A 21,322-nucleotide genomic window follows, 5' to 3' on the forward strand; every position below is an offset into this window, starting at 1 on the left:
ATGGAGAGTCAGCAATGCCCAGCCCACTGCGCCCGGATCAACGCCGGTTCCCGTTGCACGTGCATATCAGCGTCATGTTCACCTTTCTGCTATTGCTGACGGGCATCGTGCTGGGCCTGTTCAATTATCGCCAGACCACCAAAGTCATCCTGTCGAGCAGCGAAAACCTGTTCAATCGCATTGAACAGGACGTGCGCCTGGACCTGCATGCCACTTACCAACCGATCCGGCATTTGCTGAGCCTGCTGGCGGTCAACCAGGCGGCCGAGGCGGCGGATCTGCAACAGCGTCTGGCACTGCTCAAGCCTTTCAGCCAGTCGCTCAAGGACAACACCGACCTCGCCTCACTGTATCTGGGGTATGGCAACGGCGACTTCTTCATGGTGCGCCCCTTGCGCACCAGCGCCCTGAAAACACTGCTCAAGGCGCCGCCGACAGCGGCCTACCAAGTCTGGAGCATCGAGCACGATGCCAGCGGCACCGCGTCTTCACAGTCGTTGTTCTTCGACGAAGCGTTGAACCCGCTCGGTCGTCAGGACAACCCCGATGATCGCTACGACCCGCGTACCCGCAACTGGTACAGCAACGCCCTGCAACAAGGCGATCAGATCACCACCGAACCCTACGTGTTTTTCTCCACGCACAACGTCGGTACCACCCTGGCCCGACGCAGCAGCGAAAGGACGGTGATCGGTGCGGATCTGACTCTGGCCGCGCTCTCGGCCACCTTGACCAAACACGTGGTCACCCCCTCCACCGAAATCGTGCTGTTCGATGCCGATGGCAATGCCGTGGCCTACCCGGACAGCAGCCGGCTGATTGTCGATGACAGCAGCGCACGCCTGGCCAAGGCCGCCGACCTGAGCCCGACTCTGCGTGCATTGCTGTCCTCGGCGCACCCGGACAAGCGACTCGACGTTGATGGACGCCACTGGATCGTTGCCCGCAGTAACCTGCAGGAAGGTGGGCCAAAAGGTCTGCAGATGGCCCTGCTGGTACCAGAGGACGAGTTGCTCGCCGACGCTTACCGCATGCGCTGGCAAGGTGCGCTGATCACCTTGACGACATTGTTGTTGTGCCTGCCGCTGGGCTGGCTGATTTCACGGATTCTGGTCAAGCCGCTGCATGCGCTGGTCAAGGAAGCCGACGCGATCCGCAGTTTCGATTTCAACTTTCCGGTCACCCGCCGCTCGCCAGTGCTGGAGGTCGACCAGTTGAGCGTGTCGATGGCCCGCATGAAGGACACGCTTGCCAGTTTCTTCCGCATCACCGACAGCCTGTGCGCCGAAACCCGCTTCGTCCCGCTGCTGCAACGGGTGCTGTTCGAAACGGTGCAGATCGCCCAGGCCCAGGCAGGCTTGATCTATTTGCGCGAAAGCGATGGCAACCGGATGGAGCCCTACGGACTGGTGATCGATGGCGTCTCGCAGGAGCCGGATGAGTTCAATGTGCTGGGCCAGGATCTGCTGGCGGGACAGGGGCCGGGGTGGTTCCAGCAGTTGGCGCATGCCGACAACGTGGTGACCGGCCTTGGCTTCGAACAGGCCGCGGATCTGCAGAAAGTGCTGCTGGCGATGCAGTCACCGCGTATCCACTTGATCGGTATTCGCCTGCGCAACCGGCACAACGAAACCATCGGCCTGTTGATTCTGCTGGTCAACGACAGCGGCACCACACAAGACCTGGAGAAACTGCGCCCGGATCGCATCGCCTTCCTCCAGGCAGTCTCCGGCGCCGCCGCGGTGAGCATCGAAAGCCAGCGCCTGCAGGCGAAACAGAAGCAGCTGCTCGACGCGTTCATCCAGTTGCTGGCCGGCGCCATCGACGCCAAGAGTCCGTACACCGGCGGCCACTGCCAGCGCGTACCCGAACTGACCCTGATGCTCGCGCAGGCCGCTGCCGCCAGTCAGGCGCCGGCCTTCCAGAGTTACCAACCCAAAGAAGATGATTGGGAGGCGCTGCACATCGCCGCCTGGCTGCACGATTGCGGCAAGGTCACGACGCCGGAATATGTCGTCGACAAAGCCACCAAACTGGAAACCCTCAACGACCGCATCCACGAAATCCGCACCCGCTTCGAGGTACTCAAACGCGATGCCTGGATCAGCTACTGGCAGGCGCTGGCCATGGGCGGCAACGAGGCGCAACTGGGCGAACGGCGTGACGCCACACTGACCGAGCTGGACGACGACTTTGCGTTTGTCGCCCGCAGCAATCTGGGTGGCGAGGCCATGGCGCCGGCCGATCTGCAGCGCCTTGAGCGCATCGCCGAACGCCGCTGGACGCGCACCCTCGATGATCGTCTGGGCGTGTCATGGGAGGAAAACCGCCGGCAGCAGCGAACCCCGGCACCGACGCTGCCAGCCAGCGAACCCCTGCTGGCGGACAAGCCCGAACACCTGATCGAGCGCGCCGACAGCGAGCTGATTCCGGAAGACAACCCGTGGGGGTTCAAGCTGGATGTACCGCGTTACAAATACAATCGCGGCGAACACTACAACCTGAGCATTGCCCGGGGCACGCTGACCCGCGAAGAGCGCTACATCATCAATCACCACATGGTGCAGACAATCCTGATGCTCAGCCACCTGCCCTTCCCCGGACACCTGGACAGCGTCGCGGAAATCGCCGGTGGGCATCACGAGAAGATGGACGGCAGCGGCTACCCCAAACGCCTGAAACGCGAAGACATGAGCCTGCCGGCGAGGATGATGGCGATTGCCGATATTTTCGAGGCACTGACTGCCGCTGACCGGCCGTACAAGAAGGCCAAAACCCTGAACGAGGCACTGGGGATCATGGCCACCATGTGCCGCGAGGCGCACATCGATGCCGAACTGTTTGGGCTGTTCATCAATGACGGGGTGTACATGCAGTACGCCGCGCGGTTTCTCGACCCACGGCAAATCGATGCGGTGGAACCGGCCAGCCTGTTGCGCAAGGCTGGCTTGAGCGCCTGATCAGCAGTCGGTCAGACGCAGGAAGATCGCCGCCAGATGCTCGATACCGGCCTGATCGTGCGCAGCGAAACGCGCCAGTTTCGGGCTGTCGAGATCGAGCACGCCGATCAGCCGACCGTCCTTGACCAGCGGCACCACCAGCTCGCTGTTCGAGGCGCTGTCGCAGGCGATGTGCCCGGGAAACGCATGCACATCTTCGACCCGCTGGGTCTGCAGGCTGGCTGCCGCCGCGCCACACACGCCTCGCCCGAATGGAATGCGCACGCAGGCGATCTGCCCCTGAAACGGGCCAAGCACCAGCTCCTCGTTGCGATTGAGGTAGAAGCCAGCCCAGTTCAGGTCATCGAGCTGGTTGAACAGGAACGCCGAAAACTGCGCGGCGTTGGCGATGAAATCGCGCTCGTCCGCCAGCAGCGACTCCAGCTGCGCAGCCAACATGCCATAGCCTTCGAGCCCCTGGCCGCTGTGTTGCAAATCAATCATGCCTTGTGCTCCAGCAATTTCAGTCCCACCCAGTAACGGGCGAATTGGTACGCGCAACGTCCGTTGCGATTGCCGCGCCCGGTTGCCCAGCGCACGGCGAGGATATCCAGCGCTTCGTCACGCTGCCAGCTCAAGCCGGCCTTGGCCGCCAACTGGCCGATCCAGTGTTCGACGACGTTGAGAAAGTGTTCCTGGGTAAACGGATAGAACGACAGCCACAGGCCAAAACGATCCGACAGCGCGATCTTGTCTTCCACCGCTTCGCTGGGGTGCAGTTCACCGTCGACGCGTTTCCAGTTTTCGTTGTCGCTTTCCTTCTCCGGCACCAGATGGCGACGGTTGGACGTGGCGTACAGCAAGACGTTTTCCGGGGCCTGTTCGAGCGAGCCGTCGAGCACGCTCTTCAGCACGCGGTAATCGCCTTCGCCGGACTCGAACGACAGGTCATCGCAGAACAGCACGAAGCGCTGTGGCAGTTTGGCGATCTGCTCCACTACTCGCGGCAGGTCTGCCAGGTGGTCGCGCTCGATCTCGATCAGACGCAGACCGACCTTGGCGTGCTCGGCCAGCAACGCCCGCACCAGCGAGGATTTACCGGTACCGCGCGAACCCCAGAGCAGCGCGTGGTTGGCCGGCATGCCGTCGAGGAACTGTTGGGTGTTGCGCCCCAGTTGTTCCAGTTGCCGGTCGACACCGATCAGGTCGGACAGGCGCATGTCGAGGCTGACGTCCAGCGGCAGCAGAAACCCGCTGCGCCCATCGCGCTGCCAGCGCGCCGCCAGGCAGGTGTTCCAGTCAATAACGGGACGCGGGGCCGGCAACAGCGGTTCGATCCGCGCCAGAACCGACTCGGCGCGTTCAAGAAAAGCATTCAATCGGGAATCCACGTCTTCTCCTCGGGCACGTTCAAAGTGATGATGGTGCTTCAGCGACGACAATCAGATCAACAATCCCCGATCAGGCCTTGTTACAAGGCGATTCGGGAACCTCGGTATCCATACATGATCGACTATGCTTGAGCAGCGAAGGGAAACGGAAGTGGTTCAACACCCCATGGATATCAAATTCACCCACCGGCTGTCTTACAAGCAAGCCAGATTCACTGTGCTGGTCGGGTTCATTCTGGGCACGCTGCTCAGCCTGCTGCAAATCGGCATCGATTATGCCAGCGAAGACGCCTCCATCAACCGTGAAATCCTGTCTTTGCTGGAAATCAGCCACAATCCGGCGTCGCGGATCGCCTACAACATCGACGCGGAACTGGCTCAGGAACTGACCCTGGGCCTGTTGCGTTCGCCGGCGATCATCTCGGCGCAACTGACCGACAACAATGGCAACGTTCTGGCCAACGTCAAACGCCCGGAGCTGCAGAGCGGCTATCGGGTGATCAGCGACTTCCTGTTCGGCGCCAAGCGCGAGTTCGAAGACCGCCTGTACCTCGACCACCTGCCCAACGAATCGCTGGGCATTCTGAGCCTTGAAGTCGACACTTACGCGTTCGGCAGCCGGTTCCTGCGTCGAGCAGAGATCACCCTGCTCAACGGGTTTGCCCGCAGCCTGATCCTTACCGGGATCCTGCTGGCATTGTTCTACGTGATGCTGACCAAACCACTGGTGCGGCTGATCCGCGAACTCAGCGGCCGCGACGCACGCAGTGCAGAGCCGACGATGCTGGAATGTCCGGCCGGACACGCCAACGACGAAATCGGCGAACTGGTCCGGGTTGCCAACCAGCAGTTCGACAACATTGCCACGGAAATCCAGCAACGGCGCAACGCCGAAAACCGCCTGACCGACTACCTGGGGCAACTGGAGCACATCGTCTCCGCGCGCACCGCCGAGCTCAAGGCGATCAACGCCCGGCTCAGCCAGTCCAACCAGGAGCTGGAAGTGGCCCGCAGCACCGCCCTGGACATGGCTGAAGCGCGTTCGGCGTTCCTCGCCAACATGAGCCACGAGATCCGCACCCCGCTCAACGGCTTGCTGGGCATGATCGCCCTCTCCCTCGACGGGCCACTGAATGCCGAGCAGCAACAACAGCTGTCGATTGCCCATGACTCGGGCAAGGTCCTGGTGGAATTGCTCAACGATATTCTCGACTTGTCCAAGTTCGATGCCGGGCAGCTGGAGCTCGAACACATCCCGTTCGACCTCGGCTCGCTGATTGAGGACACCGCCAACCTGTTGTCGCAGAACGCAGCGCCCAGCGTCGAGCTGACATGCCTGATCGACCCGCACTTCCCGGCATTGGTGCTGGGGGATCCGACCCGGGTGCGGCAGATCGTCAGCAATCTTTTGTCCAACGCCCTGAAGTTCACCCGGTTCGGCCGGGTCGATGTGCGTCTGTCCGCCCACAAGGACGGGGTGCGTATCGAAGTCTGCGACACCGGCATCGGGATCGCCCAGGAAGCCCAGGTGAAAATCTTCCAGCCGTTCACCCAGGCCGGTGCCGGCATTACCCGTCAGTACGGCGGCACCGGCCTCGGCCTGGCGCTGACCTACAACCTGTGCGAAGCCATGCAGGGCCGGCTGACCATCAGTTCCGAAGCCGGTTTCGGCAGTCAGTTCTGTGCCGAACTGCCGCTGCCGTGTCACACCCGCGCGATCGCACCGCCACCGCTGCACGGCAAGGTCCTGGCGATTACCGCCGCCAGCAGCGGGCTGGCGGAGTTGCTCAAGACCTTACTGCCAGTGTGGGGCGTGACCTATGAACAGCGTTCGATGGACGACCCGTTGCTGGGCCTGTCCCCTGACCTGGTGATCACCGATTGCCCGGAATGCCTGTTCAGTCTGCGCCCGACCCTCAGCGCACCGATCCTGGTGGTGACCGCTTATGGCAGCTTCATGCCCGGTGAAGAAGCCGCCGCGCTGGCCCCGCTGCAACAACAGGCCCGGCCGCTGGCGCGCAACGCGCTGTATCAGACCCTGCGGCGCATCCTGCTGGCCGACCTCACCACGATCAACGACGCACGCCTCGAGAGCCTGCCGGTTCAGCGACGCGGCAAGGTGTTGCTGGTGGAGGACAATCCGGTCAACCAACTGGTGGCCAAAGGCATGCTCGGCAAGCTGGGCTGCGACGTGGTGGTCGCCGCCCACGGCGCCGAAGCGCTTGATCAACTGGAGCACGATGAGTTCGATCTGGTGCTGATGGACTGCAACATGCCGGTGATGGACGGTTACGAAGCGAGCCGGCAGATCCGCCAGAGCGGGCGCTGGCCACATCTGCCGATCGTGGCGCTGACCGCCAACGCCATGTCCGAGGAGCGTGAGCGCTGCCGTGCCGCCGGCATGAGCGATTACCTGGCCAAGCCGTTCCGCCGCGAAGAGCTGGCGGCCCTGCTCGACCAGTGGATCCCGACTACGACAGCGCTTTGATCTGCCCCAGCAGGTGATCGAGACCGTTGCGCAAATCGTTGAGCCGATCGAGGTCTACCCCGCTGTCGCACAACAATCGGGCCTTGAGCGGCCCGACCTGCTCGCGCAGCGCCTGCCCTTGCGCTGTCAGGCTCAGGTGGACTTCACGTTCGTCGCGCGCCGAACGCCGGCGCTGCACCAACTGCAGTTGCTCGAGGCGCTTGAGCAATGGCGTCAGGGTGCCGGAATCCAGCACCAAGCGCTCGCCCAGCGCCTTGACCGTCGGTTGCTCCGGCGCACTGTCCTGCCATTCCCACAGCACCAGCATCGCCAGGTACTGCGGGTAGGTCAGGCCGAGCTGATCGAGCATCGGCTTGTAGGCACGAATCACCGCCCGGGACGCGGCGTACAACTTGAAACACAACTGGCTGTCGAGCTTCAGCGAATCGACGGGCAGGCTGTTCATTTGAGCAATGCTTCGATCTCGCTGGTCAGGTCCTGCGGCTTGGTGGCCGGAGCGAAACGCTTGACCAGTTGACCATCCTTGCCGATCAGGAACTTGGTGAAGTTCCACTTGATGCCTTGGGAGCCAAGCAGACCCGGGGCGCGCTTTTTCAACTGCACGAACAGCGGATGCGCGTCGGCACCGTTGACGTCGATCTTCTTGAACAACGGGAAACTCACGCCGTAGTTCAGCTCACAGAACTCGCTGATTGCGCCCTCGTTGCCCGGCTCCTGCTTGCCGAACTGATTGCACGGGAAGCCCAGCACCACCAGGCCCTGATCCTTGTAGGTCTGCCACAGTTCTTCCAGACCTTTGTATTGCGGGGTGAAACCGCATTTGCTGGCGGTATTGACCACCAGCACCGCCTTGCCGGCGTATTCGGCAAGGGTCTTTTGCTCACCCTTGATGTTCGTGACAGGGATATTCAGCAGGTTGTCGCTCATGGGTCGGCTCCGCGGGTTATCGGGAAAGACCAAACATAGCGAGCAATTAAATTGCGTGCAATTTAATTATCCGAAAGGCGACCCGCAGGTCGCCCGTTCGATTACTCGCGTGGCTCGAGATTCAGGCACACCGAGTTGATGCAATAACGCAGGCCGGTCGGTGGCGGACCGTCAGGGAACACGTGGCCCAGATGCGCATCGCAGCGGGCACACTTGACCTCGGTGCGAATCATGCCGTGGGTGGTATCACGGATCTCGGTCATGGCGCTTTCGCCAATCGGCGCGTAGAAGCTCGGCCAGCCGCAGCCGGAATCGAATTTGGTCCCGGAGTCGAACAGCGCTTCATTGCAGCAGACGCAGTGATAGACGCCATCGGTTTTGGTGGCGTTGTATTTACCGGAGAACGGGCGCTCGGTGGCACTGAGTCGGCAAACGTTGTACTGCTCGGGGTCGAGCATCGCACGCCATTCTTCCAGGGTTTTTTCCAACTTTTCCATCATCACACCTCAGTGGCTGAAAAAGCCCGATCTGTATCTTTTCCACGGATCGGGTGGCACGTATGATTGCGCCTCGTCACACGCCAGTCTGGCAGCCAGACCGGGCGCATTCAAACGGATTCTCGGCGCCACGGCGCAAGACTCCGCCTGTGCGAAGACGCAGGAATCCCAGCACGGTTGGCCATCCACCGTCTGGATCGTTCATTTTCGGGATCACATCGCCATGCAGTTCAGCAAATCGAACAAGCTCGCCAACGTCTGCTACGACATTCGCGGCCCGGTGCTCAAGCACGCCAAACGTCTGGAGGAGGAAGGCCAGCGCATCCTCAAGCTGAACATCGGCAACCCGGCACCGTTTGGTTTCGAGGCGCCGGACGAAATTCTCCAGGACGTGATCCGCAACCTGCCGACCGCCCAGGGCTACAGCGACTCCAAAGGTCTGTTCAGCGCCCGTAAAGCGGTGATGCAGTACTACCAGCAAAAAAATGTCGAAGGTGTCGGCATCGAAGACATCTACCTGGGCAACGGCGTGTCCGAACTGATCGTGATGTCGCTGCAGGCGCTGCTCAACAACGGTGACGAAGTGCTGGTGCCAGCGCCGGACTACCCGCTGTGGACCGCCGCCGTGAGCCTGGCCGGCGGTAACGCCGTGCATTATCTGTGCGACGAAGGTGCCGGCTGGTTCCCCGATCTGGCCGACATCAAGGCCAAGATCACCCCGAACACCAAAGCCATGGTGATCATCAATCCGAACAACCCGACCGGCGCGGTGTATTCGAAGGAAGTGCTGCTGGGCATGCTGGAAATCGCCCGCGCGCACAACCTGGTGGTGTTCTCCGACGAGATCTACGACAAGATCCTCTACGACGACGCCGTGCACATCTGCACCGCTTCGCTGGCCCCGGACCTGCTGTGCCTGACCTTCAACGGTCTGTCCAAATCCTACCGCGTGGCCGGTTTCCGTTCGGGCTGGATCGCTATCTCCGGGCCGAAACACAATGCCCAGAGCTACATCGAAGGCATCGACATGCTGGCCAACATGCGCCTGTGTGCCAACGTGCCGAGTCAGCACGCGATCCAGACCGCCCTGGGCGGTTATCAGAGCATCAATGATCTGGTGCTGCCGCAGGGTCGCCTGCTGGAACAGCGCAACCGCACCTGGGAGTTGCTCAACGACATTCCGGGCGTGAGCTGCGTCAAGCCGATGGGCGCGCTGTACGCGTTCCCGAAGATCGACCCGAAGGTCTGCCCAATCCACAACGACGAGAAGTTCGTGCTTGACCTGCTGCTCTCCGAGAAGCTGCTGGTGGTGCAAGGCACAGCGTTCAACTGGCCGTGGCCGGATCACTTCCGGGTGGTCACCCTGCCGCGTGTCGACGACCTGGAGATGGCCATCGGACGCATCGGCAACTTCCTCAAATCCTACCGCCAGTAACCGGTCAACAGTGCGCAACGGCCCGAACGTTGCGCACTGTCTGATTCAGCAACACTTCTGCCCTCCCCGCCTCGCCGCGCCTTCTACACTTGCGATTCATGTGGCTTGCACGCATCTGACGTAATGCTGGCGGGTGGCGGCTGTCTGTCATCCCTTTCGGTTTCGCTCGTGGGGAATGACCTGCAGGCCACGGAATCCGCTGTAGGACACAGTTTGAAATAGTCACTCGGTTGAATCACCCGGTGCCGCACCTTATATACCCCGCAGTACGCTACATCTTTAGCTTGAGGAGATTTCTACAACCATGATGCGCATCCTGCTGTTTTTGGCCACTAACCTGGCGGTCGTGCTGATAGCCAGCATCACCCTGAGCCTGTTCGGCTTCAACGGGTTCATGGCGGCCAACGGGGTTGATCTCAACCTCAGTCAGCTGCTGGTTTTCTGTGCGGTCTTTGGTTTCGCCGGTTCGCTGTTCTCGCTGTTCATCTCCAAGTGGATGGCGAAGATGAGCACCAGCACCCAGATCATCAGCCAGCCACGTACCCGGCATGAGCAATGGCTGCTGCAAACCGTCGAGCAACTGTCCCGCGAAGCCGGGATCAAGATGCCCGAAGTCGGTATTTTCCCGGCCTACGAAGCAAACGCCTTCGCCACCGGCTGGAACAAGAACGACGCACTGGTTGCGGTCAGCCAGGGCCTGCTCGAGCGCTTTTCGCCGGACGAAGTGAAGGCCGTACTGGCCCACGAAATCGGTCACGTGGCCAACGGTGACATGGTCACCCTGGCACTGATCCAGGGCGTGGTGAACACCTTCGTGATGTTCTTTGCGCGGATCATCGGCAACTTCGTCGACAAGGTGATCTTCAAGAACGAAGAAGGCCAGGGCATCGCCTACTACGTGGCAACCATCTTCGCCGAACTGGTACTGGGCATCCTCGCCAGCGCCATCGTCATGTGGTTCTCGCGCAAACGCGAATTCCGTGCCGACGAAGCCGGCGCACGCCTGGCCGGTACCAACGCGATGATCGGCGCCCTGCAACGCCTGCGCGCCGAACAGGGCCTGCCGGTGCACATGCCGGACACCCTGAACGCCTTCGGCATCAACGGTGGCATCAAGCAGGGCTTTGCCCGCATGTTCATGAGCCACCCGCCGCTGGAAGAGCGTATTGACGCCCTGCGTCGTCGCGGTTGATCGGTTTGATGCAGTAAAGAAAAGGCCCGCAGCGATGCGGGCCTTTTTTATACTCGGGATTATGCGGCGCCTGTTCTGGCCTCTTCGTGAGCAAGCCCCCTCCCACAGTGTTCTGTGGCGCCCACGCACTTCGCGACTCACCACGAATCATTGTAGGAGTGAGCCTGCTCGCGATAGGGCCGGCGCTGCCAGCAAAAATCTATCGAGCAGAAACGCGGTAAACCCGCTCCTCCAGCCGCGTCACACCCGCCTGAAGAAACTTCCAGCTCTCCCCCAGCACATCCTGCTCTTCCAGCTTCTGCACCTGCCAGACACCACCCAGCAAACGCTGCACCTCATCATCACCCACCGCAAACGGCGGCCCGGACATCTGCGCCTGATCGTAATCCAGCGTGATCAACAACCCTTGCACAGTCGGCGGCAGGATCCGCTGCAGCTGCGCCGCGTAACGCTCACGCATCGGGGGCGGCAAGGCAATCAGTGCCGCCCGGTCATACAGCGCCGCGCAATCGGCCACATCGTCTGCGGTCAATGCGAAGAAATCACCGCACCATAACTCGATGGCGTCAGCGTGATAGACCTTGAACGGCCCTTTGTCGCTGACCCGTGGCGTTACCTGATGCTCGTTGAAAAAGTCCTCGATGGCCTTCTGCGACAACTCAACCCCCAGTACCGGATGACCACGCCCGGCCAGCCACAACAGGTCCAGACTTTTGCCACACAACGGCACCAGCACTCGCGCCTGGGTCGGGAGGGTCAGTTGCGACCAATGGCGCTGCAGATACGGGTTCACTTCTGGCAAATGAAAGCCGATCTGATTGGATTCCCACTTCTTGTGCCAAAACTCAGGCTGCATGTATCCCTCCAATAAATTCGATCAAAAGGCGTTAAAACTTATATTAGATTTAGATCAATGATCTGACTGAAGATGAAGCCATCTTACCGCTCAGGAACCCATCATGTTTCCCAGCCTGTTTATTTCCCATGGCTCACCCATGCTTGCTCTGGAGCCAGGCGCCAGTGGCCCGGCCCTGAGGCGTCTGGCGGCCGAGCTGCCCCGACCGCAAGCCATCGTGATCGTCTCCGCACATTGGGAAAGCCACGATCTGGTGGTCAGCAGCCACCCGCAACCCGAAACCTGGCACGACTTCGGCGGCTTCCCGCGCGCCCTGTTCGACGTGCAATACCCGGCACCGGGCGATCCGCAACTGGCGGCCGAAGTCGCCCAATTGCTGCAAGCTGCCCATCTGCCAGCACGCCTCGATCCGCAACGACCGTTCGATCACGGCGTGTGGGTCCCGCTGTCACTGATGTATCCGCAGGCGGATATCCCGGTAGTGCAGGTGTCGCTGCCGAGTCGCGGCGGCCCAGCGCTGCAAACCCGCGTAGGGCAAGCGCTGGCGAGTCTGCGCGATCAGGGCATTTTGCTGATTGGCTCGGGCAGCATTACCCACAACCTGCGTGAACTGGACTGGCACGCCGGCCCGGAAAGCGTCGAGCCGTGGGCACGGGACTTCCGTGACTGGATGATCGAGAAGCTGGCGGCCGACGATGAGGCGGCACTGCACGATTATCGTCAGCAGGCGCCGAACGCGGTACGCAGCCATCCGAGTGACGAGCATTTGCTGCCGTTGTATTTTGCGCGCGGTGCCGGGGGTGAGTTCAGCGTGGCGCACCAGGGGTTCACCATGGGGGCGCTGGGTATGGATATTTATCGTTTCGGCTGACGCATTCGCGAGCAGGCTCGCTCCCACAGGGGGGGTGGCGACCCAAAAGACAGGCAAAAAAAATCCCCGAACCAGTCGGGGATTTTTTATGTTCGATCAATCAGCCCGGGGGCGGATCAATCTTCGCGGTAGCGACGCAGTTTCAGCTGCTTGCCAGCGACACGAGTGTCCTTCAGCTTGGTCAGGAGTTTGTCCAGACCATCTTCCGGCAGCTCGACGAGGCTGAAGCTGTCACGCACCTGGATGCGACCGATCGCTTCACGGGCCAGACCACCTTCGTTGAGGATGGCACCCAGCAGGTTTTTCGCGGCGATACCGTCACGCGCACCCAGCGCGGTACGGCAACGAGCACGGCCTTCGCCCAAAGGCATTGGCGCGCGACGCTCGCGATCACCACGATCAGGACGATCACCGGTGCGCTCAGGACGGTCGCCACGCGGTGCGTTGTTCGGCACCAGTGGGCGTTCCTTCTCGATAGCAGCCAGGTTCAGCGCTTGACCGTTGGTGGCTTTGCGCAGCAGGGCTGCAGCCAGAGCACGCGGAGTGCAGCCGATGTCTGCAGTCAGACGATCAAGCAGCTCACCGTGAGTCGATTCGGCATCAGCAACCAGCGGCGACAGGCTGTTGGTCAGTTTCTTGATGCGCGCATCGAGAACGGCTTGAGCGTCCGGCAGGCGAACTTCAGCCACTTTCTGACCGGTTACACGCTCGATCACTTGCAGCATGCGGCGCTCACGTGGAGTCACCAGCAGCAGTGCACGACCTTCGCGACCGGCACGGCCAGTACGGCCGATACGGTGAACGTAGGACTCTGGGTCGTACGGCATGTCAACGTTGAACACGTGAGTGATGCGCGGAACGTCCAGACCACGAGCAGCAACGTCGGTCGCCACAACGATGTCCAGACGGCCATCTTTCAGCGAGTCGATAACGCGCTCACGCTGGTTCTGGGCGATGTCACCGTTCAGCGCCGCGGCTTTGTAGCCTTTGGCGTCCAGGGCACTGGCCAGATCCAGGGTCGCTTGCTTGGTGCGTACGAACATGATCAGCGCGTCGAAGTCTTCCACTTCCAGCAAGCTGAGAACCGCCGAAGTCTTCTGGTCAGCGTGAACCAACAGGTGAGCCTGTTCGATCGCGGTAACGGTCTGGGTCTTGGTCTGGATCTTCACGTGTTGCGGATCGCGCAGGTGGCGTTCGGCAATGGCGCGGATCGACTGCGGCAGGGTAGCCGAGAACAAAACGGTCTGACGGGTCGCTGGCAGAGCCTTGAAGATGACTTCAAGGTCATCCATGAAGCCCAGCTTCAACATTTCGTCAGCTTCGTCGAGAACCAGGTGGTTCACGGTCGACAGAACTTTCTCGTCACGACGCAGGTGGTCGCACAGACGGCCCGGAGTGGCGACAACGATCTGTGCGCCATTACGGATTGCTTTCAGTTGCGGGCCCATCGGCGCGCCGCCGTAAACGGCGACAACGGTGACGCCAGGCATTTGCTTGGCGTAGGTTTCAAAAGCGGTTGCTACTTGCAGCGCCAACTCTCGAGTTGGCGCCAGGATCAGGGCTTGCGGTTCGCGCTTGGCAGGATCGATGCGGTGCAGAATAGGCAGTGCGAACGCGGCGGTTTTACCGGTACCGGTTTGCGCCTGGCCAATCATGTCCTGGCCGGCCATGATGATCGGGATCGATTGCTGCTGAATCGCCGAAGGCTCTTCGTAGCCGGTCGCTGCGACGGCTGCAAGAATATTCGGGTTAAGATTAAAAGCGGCGAATCCGCCGGTTTCCTGGGTCATGGGTCTGCCTCTAAGTGCATCCGCAAAGACCCATGCTCCAAAGCTGCGCATGCCGTGTTGAGACTCAAGAGTCGCCCTGGCAGCTTTGTCGGCGGGGATTTGCGAAAACGAATGAATGAAAAAAAGAATCGTCCGGGAAGAGCCCGCAATGCGGACGTGCAGCCGAAGCTGACTTCGGGAAATTGCGCTACCTAAACGCGGCCCGGTTAAAGGCCGGCGCGCACTATACCGGATTTTGCCCAAAAAGGGAGCTTTTTTTATCGTCTGAATCCGTGTGTCACCGCGGTGTAACGGGGTTTTGCGGATAATCGTGCGAAGGTCTATTTTTCAAAGGCCCGGCCCTGCGAGCGATGACGCTTAAACGATTCACCGATGTGCGGCATACCGTCGCTGCACCCGCCCTTCCCGCCCGAGGATTTCCCATGAATCAGCCCTGCCCCGGCCGCGTCAGCCGTGAACGTCGTGGTCATGTCCACCTGATCGGCCTCGACCGGGCCGCCAAACGCAACGCGTTCGACCTCGACCTGCTCAACGAGCTGAGCCTGGCCTACGGTGAATTCGAGGCCGACAGCGAGGCGCGGGTGGCCGTTGTATTCGGGCATGGCGAGCACTTTACCGCCGGTCTGGATTTGGTGAATGCAAGTTCTGCGCTGGCCGAGGGCTGGCAGGTTCCGACCGGTGGTTGCGACCCGTGGGGCGTTTTCGTCGGGCCACGGGTCAGCAAACCGGTGATTGTCGCCGCGCAGGGTTACTGCCTGACCATCGGTATCGAGTTGATGCTCGCAGCGGATATCAACCTGTGCGCGAGCAATACCCGCTTCGCGCAGATGGAAGTGCAACGTGGGATTTTTCCGTTTGGTGGCGCGACGTTACGTTTTCAACAAATCGCCGGCTGGGGCAATGCAATGCGCTGGTTGCTGACCGGCGATGAGTTTGATGCGCACGATGCGTTGCACCTGGGATTGGTACAGGAAGTGATGGCCAGTGAGGATCTGTTGCCCCGGGCGATTGAATTGGCTGAGCGGATTGCCCGGCAGGCCCCGTTGGGCGTGCAGGCGACATTGATGTCAGCGCGGCAGGCAAGGTATGAGGGTGAGACAGCGGCGGCGCAAGGGTTGCCGGCGCTGGTGAAGAAGTTGTTGGCGAGTGAAGATGCGAAGGAAGGGGTGCGCTCGTTGGTGGAGCGGCGACCTGGCATTTTCAAAGGGATCTGAAACGTTTGGCGCCTGTTATGACGCCATCGCGAGCAGGCTCACTCCTACAAGGGAACGCATTTCAATGCAGGAGTGAGCCTGCTCGCGATAGGGCCAGCAAGGCAACAGCCTCAAGTGGCCGGGCGAATACTGTTGATCAACGACTGCAACGAATACCCCAACTTCGGCGCCAGCGCTTCAGCACGGGCCGTCAGAGCCTGCATGTCCAGCGCCTGATCGAGATCCGCCGGCACAATCAGAATCACATTGCCCTCCTTCACCGGCAGCTCCCAGTAATGTCGGTGGTAGAGCCCGCGCAACAACGCGGCACCCAGTGGTTTGCCGTCATCGGTGGCCCACTGGTTGATCACCAGCCAGCCACCCGGATTCAGGCGTTTCTGACAGTCACCGAGGAAACTCCAGGCCAGATGCCCGACACCTGGACCGACATCAGTGTACAGGTCGACAAAGATCAGATCCGCAGGCTCGGCCGTCGGCAGCAGTTCCAGCGCATCGCCGACGCGAATATAGAGGCGCGGATCGTCATCCAGCCCGAGGTATTCGATGGCCAGCCGTGGTACATCAGGGCGCAGTTCGATGGCTTCGACGTCTTCCAGCGGCAGGAACTTGAGGCAGGCCTGGGTCAGCGTGCCGGCACCGAGGCCGAGAAACAGCGCACTCTCCGGCTGTTCATGGCACAACGCACCGATCAGCATCGCCCGGGTGTAGTCGTATTCCAGCCAGCTCGGATCGGCGGTAAACACGCAGCTCTGCTCGATCGCATCGCCGAACTCCAGAAAGCGGTAATCGGCCACTTCCAGCACGCGAATCACGCCGTACTCATCCTGTACCTCGGCGAGCAACAGCTCGACGCGCTCCTCAGTCATTTCGTCTCCTGATGGTCACCGGGCGCGGTGACGCGATGGCACCGCTCAGGCGCCGTGGCAAAGCGGCGATTGTCGGCGATGGGGCGGGAGCAGGTCACGCACTAATTGCTGCTACCATGGGCTTCCCGTGCGTAGAACCAATTAGAGACCGTGATGAGCCAACCGTGGAGCCCTGACAGCTGGCGCGCCCTGCCGATCCAGCAGCAACCCCAATACCCCGACGCTGCGCATCTGCGCCAGGTCGAGCAGACCCTGGCCAGCTACCCGCCGCTGGTGTTTGCCGGCGAAGCGCGCGAGCTGCGTCGACAGTTTGCCGAAGTGACTCAGGGCCGGGCATTCCTGCTACAGGGCGGCGATTGCGCGGAAAGCTTCGCCGAGTTCTCCGCAGCGAAGATTCGCGACACGTTCAAAGTGTTGCTGCAGATGGCGATCGTCATGACCTTCGCCGCCGGCTGCCCGGTGGTCAAGGTCGGGCGCATGGCCGGCCAGTTCGCCAAACCGCGCTCGGCCAACGACGAAACCATCGACGGCGTGACCCTGCCGGCCTACCGTGGCGACATCGTCAACGGCATCGGTTTCGACGAAAAAAGCCGCGTGCCGGATCCTGAGCGTCTGCTGCAGTCGTATCACCAGTCCACCGCCACCCTGAACCTGTTGCGCGCCTTCGCCCAGGGCGGTTTTGCCGACCTGCATCAGGTGCACAAGTGGAACCTGGATTTCATCGCCAACTCGGCGCTGGCCGAGAAATACAGCCACCTGGCCGACCGCATCGATGAAACCCTGGCGTTCATGCGCGCCTGCGGCATGGACAGCTCGCCGCAACTGCGCGAAACCAGTTTCTTCACCGCCCACGAAGCGCTGCTGCTGAACTACGAAGAAGCCTTCGTGCGCCGCGACAGCCTGACCAACGATTACTACGATTGCTCGGCGCACATGCTGTGGATCGGCGACCGCACCCGTCAGCTCGACGGCGCCCACGTCGAATTCCTGCGTGGGGTGAACAACCCGATTGGCGTCAAGGTCGGCCCAAGCATGAACCCGGACGACCTGATCCGCCTGATCGACGTGCTCAACCCGGACAACGATCCGGGCCGTTTGAACCTGATCGCGCGGATGGGCGCAAACAAGGTCGGCGATCACCTGCCGGCGCTGATCCGCGCAGTGCAGCGTGAAGGCAAGCAGGTGCTGTGGAGTTCCGACCCGATGCACGGCAACACCATCAAGGCCAGCAGCGGCTACAAAACCCGCGACTTCGCGCAGATTCTTGGCGAAGTGAAGCAGTTCTTCCAGGTGCACGAAGCCGAAGGCACCTATGCCGGCGGGATTCACATCGAGATGACCGGGCAGAATGTCACCGAGTGCATCGGCGGTGCGCGGCCGATCACTGAAGACGGATTGTCGGACCGTTATCACACCCACTGCGATCCGCGGATGAATGCCGATCAGTCGCTGGAACTGGCGTTTTTGATTGCCGAGACGCTGAAGCAGGTTCGCCGCTAGACCGCGTCGCTTCTTTCGCGAGCAGGCTCGCTCCCACACTGGATCTGTGTCGTATACAAACCCATGTGGGAGCGAGCCTGCTCGCGAAGGCGTCCGCTCAGACGACCTCAATTTTCGCCAATGCCTCCCGCAACCGCCCCGCACTCTCGCGCTGACAATTGAGCTGCACCCGCGCAAGCCCCAGCCAATCGGCCATACGCCGCAAATTCAACGCCAGCGCCAGCATTCCCTCATCCTCCAGTCCCGGCTGTTCCTCGTGGACCGCATGCACCGCCAGACGTCCCGACGCCCGCTCGGCGCGCAGATCGACCCGCGCGGCAATCCGCTCGTTGTGCAAAAACGGCAGCACGTAATAGCCGTAGACCCGTTTGTCCTGTGGCGTGTAGATCTCCAGTCGATAGCGGAAATCGAACAACCGCTCGGTGCGACTGCGCTCCCAGATCAACGAATCGAACGGCGACAGCAACGCACTGGCGGCGACCTTGCGCGGCACTTTCGGCTCCGGCAGGCAGTAGGCGATCTGCCGCCAGCCAGCGACTTCGCAAGTCTGCAACTGCCCGTCCTCGACCAGTTCCGCCAGACGCGGTCGGGCATCAGCCGGATTCAAGCGAAAATAATCCCGCAGATCCTTCTCCACCCCCACGCCCAATGCCTGGGCTGCGTGCAGCAGCAAACCGCGCTGGGCCTCTGCTTCATCCGGCAGCGGCTGCTGCAGAATCGGCGCAGGGATGACCCGCTCCGGCAAATCATACAAACGCTCAAAGCCGCGACGCCCGGCCACGGTCACTTCACCGGCAGCAAACAACCACTCCAGCGCATGCTTCTCCGCGCTCCAGTCCCACCATGGTCCGGCCTTGTCTTCGCGGGTCGACAGACTGCCGGCGCCCAATGCACCCTGCTCCTCGACCGAGGCCAGAACCCGACGAACCGTCTCCTGTTGCTCGCGCCCGAATTTAGCCAATTGCTGGTAGATGTCCTCGCCACGTCTGGCGCGCTGCATCCGCCAACCCAGCAACGGATACATCGACAGCGGCAGCAACGACGCTTCATGGCCCCAGTATTCGAACAACGTGCGACGTCGCCCCGAACTCCAGGCGGCCTGGTCGAGCAAATCAGCGGAATAGAAACCCAGACGGGAAAACAGCGGCAGGTAGTGCGAGCGCACCACGGCGTTGACGGAGTCGATCTGCAGCAGGCCCAGCCGTTCGATCAGCCGGTTGAGCTGCGGCGCCTTGACGGTTGGCGGCTGGCGCCCGTTGAACCCTTGGGCAGCCAGCGCCAGGCGTCGCGCCTGTTTGAGGGAAAAGGCCAGAGTCGCGGGCATGAACATATCCTTGTCTGCTCGCAACCTACCTCACTTGAAAGTGGTTTGTGTAGTAAGGCCCTGGTCATTTATGCATCGGATCGTCCCAGAACGGCCGGATGGCCTCATGTTCGACGTCGGCCCGGCTGACCCCGATGTCCTTCAGCGCTTCATCGCTCAGACTGGCGAGCAACTCGCGTTCACGGTGCAATTCATACCAGCGGCTAAACTTGTGCAGCAGGTCGGAAACGATATGGCCGTGGCCGGAAAATTTTGTGTCGTCTACATACTCTCTTTGACCTTTCATCGTGTTGCCCTCCTTGTGGATGGCTCAAGTCTCGCGCTGGCGCTAAGATCAATCCAACGAATGTTTCTGATGGCATTCATCACGGAGATTCATCAATTGTCGGCCTACCCCAGTATCGATACCGATGTCCTGCGCACCTTCGTTGCGATTGCCGATCAGGGCGGGTTTACCCGCGCCGGCGAAATGGTCAACCGCACGCAATCGGCGGTGAGCATGCAGATGAAGCGTCTGGAAGAAGACGTGCTGCAGCGCCAGTTGTTCGAGCGTGACGGCCGTCAGGTACGCCTGACCGCCGAGGGCCAGGTGCTACTGGGTTACGCGCGGCGCATCCTCAAGTTGCACAGCGAGGTATTCAACACCCTGCGCGAGCCGCACATGGTCGGTACCGTGCGCATCGGTACGCCGGATGATTACGTGATGCGGTTTCTGCCGGGGATTCTGTCGCGGTTCGCCCAGTTCTATCCGCTGATCCAGATCGAAGTGCATTGCGAATCCAGCAAGCAGTTGTTGCAACGCACCGACCTGGACTTGTCGATCGTCACCCGCGAACCGGGCAACGAGATAGGCCAGTTGCTGCGCAAGGAGCGTTTCGTCTGGGCCGAAGCGCAAAACTTCAGCGCCCACGAGCAGACGCCGCTGCCGCTGGCGATGTTCAACAGTGATTGTTTCTGCCGCCTGTGGGCCTGCAATGCGCTGGACGCGATGGGCCGCGACTACCGCATCGCCTACAACAGCACCAGCCTGTCGGCACTGATGGCGGTGGTGAGCGCGGGGCTGGCGATCACCGCGCAACTGGAAAGCCTGATCACCCCGGACATGCGCATTCTCGGCGCCAACGAAGACCTGCCGCTGCTACCCGAGGCCAGCATCATGCTGATCCGCAACCTGAACAATCCGTCGCCGATCACCGAATGCCTGGCCGAGCACATCGTCGAAGGCTTCAAACTTTAAGGGCGAGCATTACCGCGCACAGCACCAGAAAACCGCAGAACAGCCCGCGCAGCAGCCTTTCCGGCATGGCGTGGGCAACTTTCACGCCCCAACTGATGCTCGCCAGACCGCCGATGGCCAGCGGCAGGCCGATCATCCAGTCCACCTCGTGATGCACCGCGTACGTCACCAGCGTCACGCCGGTGCTCGGCAACGCCAAGGCAAGCGACAGGCCCTGGGCGACTACTTGGGTGGTGCCGAACAGGCTGGTCAGCACTGGCGTCGCCACCACCGCCCCGCCGACACCAAACAGACCGCCCATGGTCCCGGACGCCGCGCCGAGCACGCCGAGCCAAGGCCAGGAATAACGCATCTCGGAAGTCGCAGCGGGTTGCTTGCCGAACATCTTCAGCAGGTTGTACGCCGAGAGCACCACGAGAAAAGCGACAAACCCGATGCGCATGGTTTGCGCATCGATGCCCACCGCCCAGATCGAACCGATCCAGGCGAAGCAGAAGCCCATGAGCGCCAACGGCAATGCATGACGCAGCTCGATGCGATTGCGCTGGTGATAGCGCCACAGCGCCAGCATCACGTTCGGCACGACCATCACCAGCGCCGTGCCTTGGGCGATCTGCTGATCAAGGCCGAACCACACGCCCAGCAGCGGGATCGCGATCAAGCCACCGCCGATGCCGAATATGCCGCCCAATGTGCCAAGGGCGGCGCCAAACAGCAGGTACAACAAAAACTCGATCACAGCAATTTCCTCATCCGTCAGGCGATTCATCCTACGCAGTCGAGGCTGGCGGGGAA

General features: G+C 61.4%; 19 protein-coding genes. 8 read left to right on the forward strand and 11 right to left on the reverse strand.

Annotated elements, in window-relative coordinates:
• Positions 1-14: 14 nt before the first annotated feature.
• Positions 15-2,960, forward strand: a complete 2,946-nt coding sequence (locus tag QMK55_RS04415) for an HD domain-containing phosphohydrolase (RefSeq protein WP_320328736.1) — start codon at positions 15-17, stop codon at positions 2,958-2,960.
• Here the strand turns inward: QMK55_RS04415 and QMK55_RS04420 are convergent, their stop codons facing one another.
• Both QMK55_RS04420 and QMK55_RS04425 read right to left on the reverse strand, forming a co-directional pair.
• The gene (locus QMK55_RS04420; RefSeq protein ID WP_102354017.1) at positions 2,961-3,443 is read right to left on the reverse strand and encodes a GAF domain-containing protein; all 483 of its coding nucleotides are present in this window, start codon (positions 3,441-3,443) and stop codon (positions 2,961-2,963) included.
• Positions 3,440-4,330 carry an ATP-binding protein gene (locus QMK55_RS04425; RefSeq protein ID WP_102354018.1) on the reverse strand — a complete coding sequence of 297 codons (891 nt, stop codon included), beginning with the start codon at positions 4,328-4,330 and terminating at the stop codon, positions 3,440-3,442. Before QMK55_RS04425 ends, QMK55_RS04420 begins: the two co-directional genes overlap by 4 nt.
• Positions 4,331-4,496: 166 nt before the next feature.
• On the opposite strand from QMK55_RS04425, the gene QMK55_RS04430 reads away from it, so the two are divergent.
• On the forward strand, positions 4,497-6,818 hold the full coding sequence (locus QMK55_RS04430) for a response regulator (protein WP_102354019.1): 2,322 nt from the start codon (positions 4,497-4,499) through the stop codon (positions 6,816-6,818).
• On the opposite strand, the gene QMK55_RS04435 is transcribed toward QMK55_RS04430, so the two are convergent.
• The 3 genes from QMK55_RS04435 to msrB all read right to left on the reverse strand — a co-directional run bounded on the left by QMK55_RS04435 (position 6,802) and on the right by msrB (position 8,242).
• Positions 6,802-7,263 (reverse strand): MarR family winged helix-turn-helix transcriptional regulator, encoded by a 462-nt coding sequence (locus QMK55_RS04435; protein ID WP_102354020.1) that lies wholly within the window; start codon positions 7,261-7,263, stop codon positions 6,802-6,804. The genes QMK55_RS04430 and QMK55_RS04435 overlap by 17 nt on opposite strands.
• On the reverse strand, positions 7,260-7,745 hold the full coding sequence (locus QMK55_RS04440) for a glutathione peroxidase (protein WP_102354021.1): 486 nt from the start codon (positions 7,743-7,745) through the stop codon (positions 7,260-7,262). The genes QMK55_RS04435 and QMK55_RS04440 overlap by 4 nt, the downstream gene beginning before the upstream one ends.
• Before the next feature lie 101 nt (positions 7,746-7,846).
• Complete coding sequence (gene msrB, locus QMK55_RS04445; RefSeq protein ID WP_102354022.1) at positions 7,847-8,242, reverse strand: peptide-methionine (R)-S-oxide reductase MsrB; 396 nt, start codon at positions 8,240-8,242, stop codon at positions 7,847-7,849.
• A 223-nt stretch (positions 8,243-8,465) separates the two neighbouring features.
• Here msrB and QMK55_RS04450 point away from each other — a divergent pair, with 223 nt between their 5' ends.
• Together QMK55_RS04450 and htpX are read left to right on the forward strand one after the other, a co-directional pair.
• A complete protein-coding gene (locus QMK55_RS04450; RefSeq protein ID WP_025113152.1) occupies positions 8,466-9,677 on the forward strand; it encodes a pyridoxal phosphate-dependent aminotransferase in 1,212 nt (403 codons plus the stop codon).
• 304 nt (positions 9,678-9,981) lie between these two features.
• Positions 9,982-10,869 (forward strand): protease HtpX, encoded by an 888-nt coding sequence (gene htpX, locus QMK55_RS04455; RefSeq protein ID WP_007964827.1) that lies wholly within the window; start codon positions 9,982-9,984, stop codon positions 10,867-10,869.
• Positions 10,870-11,068: 199 nt separating this feature from the next.
• Here htpX and QMK55_RS04460 read toward each other — a convergent pair whose 3' ends face one another.
• A complete protein-coding gene (locus tag QMK55_RS04460; protein ID WP_102354024.1) occupies positions 11,069-11,725 on the reverse strand; it encodes a thiopurine S-methyltransferase in 657 nt (218 codons plus the stop codon).
• 103 nt (positions 11,726-11,828) lie between these two features.
• On the opposite strand from QMK55_RS04460, the gene QMK55_RS04465 reads away from it, so the two are divergent.
• Positions 11,829-12,596 (forward strand): DODA-type extradiol aromatic ring-opening family dioxygenase, encoded by a 768-nt coding sequence (locus tag QMK55_RS04465; protein WP_102354025.1) that lies wholly within the window; start codon positions 11,829-11,831, stop codon positions 12,594-12,596.
• Positions 12,597-12,712: 116 nt separating this feature from the next.
• On the opposite strand, the gene QMK55_RS04470 is transcribed toward QMK55_RS04465, so the two are convergent.
• Positions 12,713-14,386, reverse strand: coding sequence for a DEAD/DEAH box helicase (locus QMK55_RS04470; RefSeq protein ID WP_008088238.1), 1,674 nt, complete (start codon positions 14,384-14,386; stop codon positions 12,713-12,715).
• Positions 14,387-14,808: 422 nt separating this feature from the next.
• Between QMK55_RS04470 and QMK55_RS04475 the strand changes: the two genes are divergently transcribed.
• Positions 14,809-15,600, forward strand: a complete 792-nt coding sequence (locus QMK55_RS04475; protein ID WP_102354026.1) for a crotonase/enoyl-CoA hydratase family protein — start codon at positions 14,809-14,811, stop codon at positions 15,598-15,600.
• Positions 15,601-15,710: 110 nt separating this feature from the next.
• On the opposite strand, the gene QMK55_RS04480 is transcribed toward QMK55_RS04475, so the two are convergent.
• Positions 15,711-16,466, reverse strand: a complete 756-nt coding sequence (locus QMK55_RS04480; protein WP_320328737.1) for a spermidine synthase — start codon at positions 16,464-16,466, stop codon at positions 15,711-15,713.
• A 153-nt stretch (positions 16,467-16,619) separates the two neighbouring features.
• Between QMK55_RS04480 and QMK55_RS04485 the strand changes: the two genes are divergently transcribed.
• Positions 16,620-17,966, forward strand: a complete 1,347-nt coding sequence (locus QMK55_RS04485) for a class II 3-deoxy-7-phosphoheptulonate synthase (RefSeq protein ID WP_007964815.1) — start codon at positions 16,620-16,622, stop codon at positions 17,964-17,966.
• A 97-nt stretch (positions 17,967-18,063) separates the two neighbouring features.
• On the opposite strand, the gene QMK55_RS04490 is transcribed toward QMK55_RS04485, so the two are convergent.
• Together QMK55_RS04490 and QMK55_RS04495 are read right to left on the reverse strand one after the other, a co-directional pair.
• The gene (locus tag QMK55_RS04490) at positions 18,064-19,290 is read right to left on the reverse strand and encodes a winged helix-turn-helix domain-containing protein (RefSeq protein WP_320328738.1); all 1,227 of its coding nucleotides are present in this window, start codon (positions 19,288-19,290) and stop codon (positions 18,064-18,066) included.
• A gap of 64 nt (positions 19,291-19,354) precedes the next feature.
• Positions 19,355-19,576: a DUF1127 domain-containing protein gene (locus tag QMK55_RS04495; RefSeq protein WP_007964812.1), complete on the reverse strand. Its 222-nt coding sequence runs from the start codon at positions 19,574-19,576 to the stop codon at positions 19,355-19,357.
• 96 nt (positions 19,577-19,672) lie between these two features.
• On the opposite strand from QMK55_RS04495, the gene QMK55_RS04500 reads away from it, so the two are divergent.
• Positions 19,673-20,527: a LysR substrate-binding domain-containing protein gene (locus QMK55_RS04500; RefSeq protein ID WP_047295460.1), complete on the forward strand. Its 855-nt coding sequence runs from the start codon at positions 19,673-19,675 to the stop codon at positions 20,525-20,527.
• On the opposite strand, the gene QMK55_RS04505 is transcribed toward QMK55_RS04500, so the two are convergent.
• Complete coding sequence (locus QMK55_RS04505; RefSeq protein WP_102354137.1) at positions 20,517-21,266, reverse strand: sulfite exporter TauE/SafE family protein; 750 nt, start codon at positions 21,264-21,266, stop codon at positions 20,517-20,519. The two genes, QMK55_RS04500 and QMK55_RS04505, sit on opposite strands and share 11 nt — an antisense overlap.
• Positions 21,267-21,322 lie beyond the last annotated feature (56 nt).

Source organism: Pseudomonas sp. P8_229 (assembly GCF_034008635.1).
GTDB lineage: Bacteria > Pseudomonadota > Gammaproteobacteria > Pseudomonadales > Pseudomonadaceae > Aquipseudomonas.

Bases quoted from the DNA above. Each gene is read 5' to 3' on its own strand.
- QMK55_RS04415 (WP_320328736.1), top strand. From the start codon at position 15: ATGCCCAGCCCACTGCGCCCGGATCAACGCCGGTTCCCGTTGCACGTG.
- QMK55_RS04485 (WP_007964815.1), top strand. From the start codon at position 16,620: ATGAGCCAACCGTGGAGCCCTGACAGCTGGCGCGCCCTGCCGATCCAG.
- QMK55_RS04420 (WP_102354017.1), bottom strand. From the start codon at position 3,443: ATGATTGATTTGCAACACAGCGGCCAGGGGCTCGAAGGCTATGGCATG.
- QMK55_RS04495 (WP_007964812.1), bottom strand. From the start codon at position 19,576: ATGAAAGGTCAAAGAGAGTATGTAGACGACACAAAATTTTCCGGCCAC.
- msrB (WP_102354022.1), bottom strand. From the start codon at position 8,242: ATGGAAAAGTTGGAAAAAACCCTGGAAGAATGGCGTGCGATGCTCGAC.
- QMK55_RS04440 (WP_102354021.1), bottom strand. From the start codon at position 7,745: ATGAGCGACAACCTGCTGAATATCCCTGTCACGAACATCAAGGGTGAG.
- QMK55_RS04465 (WP_102354025.1), top strand. From the start codon at position 11,829: ATGTTTCCCAGCCTGTTTATTTCCCATGGCTCACCCATGCTTGCTCTG.
- QMK55_RS04470 (WP_008088238.1), bottom strand. From the start codon at position 14,386: ATGACCCAGGAAACCGGCGGATTCGCCGCTTTTAATCTTAACCCGAAT.
- htpX (WP_007964827.1), top strand. From the start codon at position 9,982: ATGATGCGCATCCTGCTGTTTTTGGCCACTAACCTGGCGGTCGTGCTG.
- QMK55_RS04460 (WP_102354024.1), bottom strand. From the start codon at position 11,725: ATGCAGCCTGAGTTTTGGCACAAGAAGTGGGAATCCAATCAGATCGGC.
- QMK55_RS04475 (WP_102354026.1), top strand. From the start codon at position 14,809: ATGAATCAGCCCTGCCCCGGCCGCGTCAGCCGTGAACGTCGTGGTCAT.
- QMK55_RS04490 (WP_320328738.1), bottom strand. From the start codon at position 19,290: ATGCCCGCGACTCTGGCCTTTTCCCTCAAACAGGCGCGACGCCTGGCG.
- QMK55_RS04450 (WP_025113152.1), top strand. From the start codon at position 8,466: ATGCAGTTCAGCAAATCGAACAAGCTCGCCAACGTCTGCTACGACATT.
- QMK55_RS04435 (WP_102354020.1), bottom strand. From the start codon at position 7,263: ATGAACAGCCTGCCCGTCGATTCGCTGAAGCTCGACAGCCAGTTGTGT.
- QMK55_RS04480 (WP_320328737.1), bottom strand. From the start codon at position 16,466: ATGACTGAGGAGCGCGTCGAGCTGTTGCTCGCCGAGGTACAGGATGAG.
- QMK55_RS04430 (WP_102354019.1), top strand. From the start codon at position 4,497: ATGGATATCAAATTCACCCACCGGCTGTCTTACAAGCAAGCCAGATTC.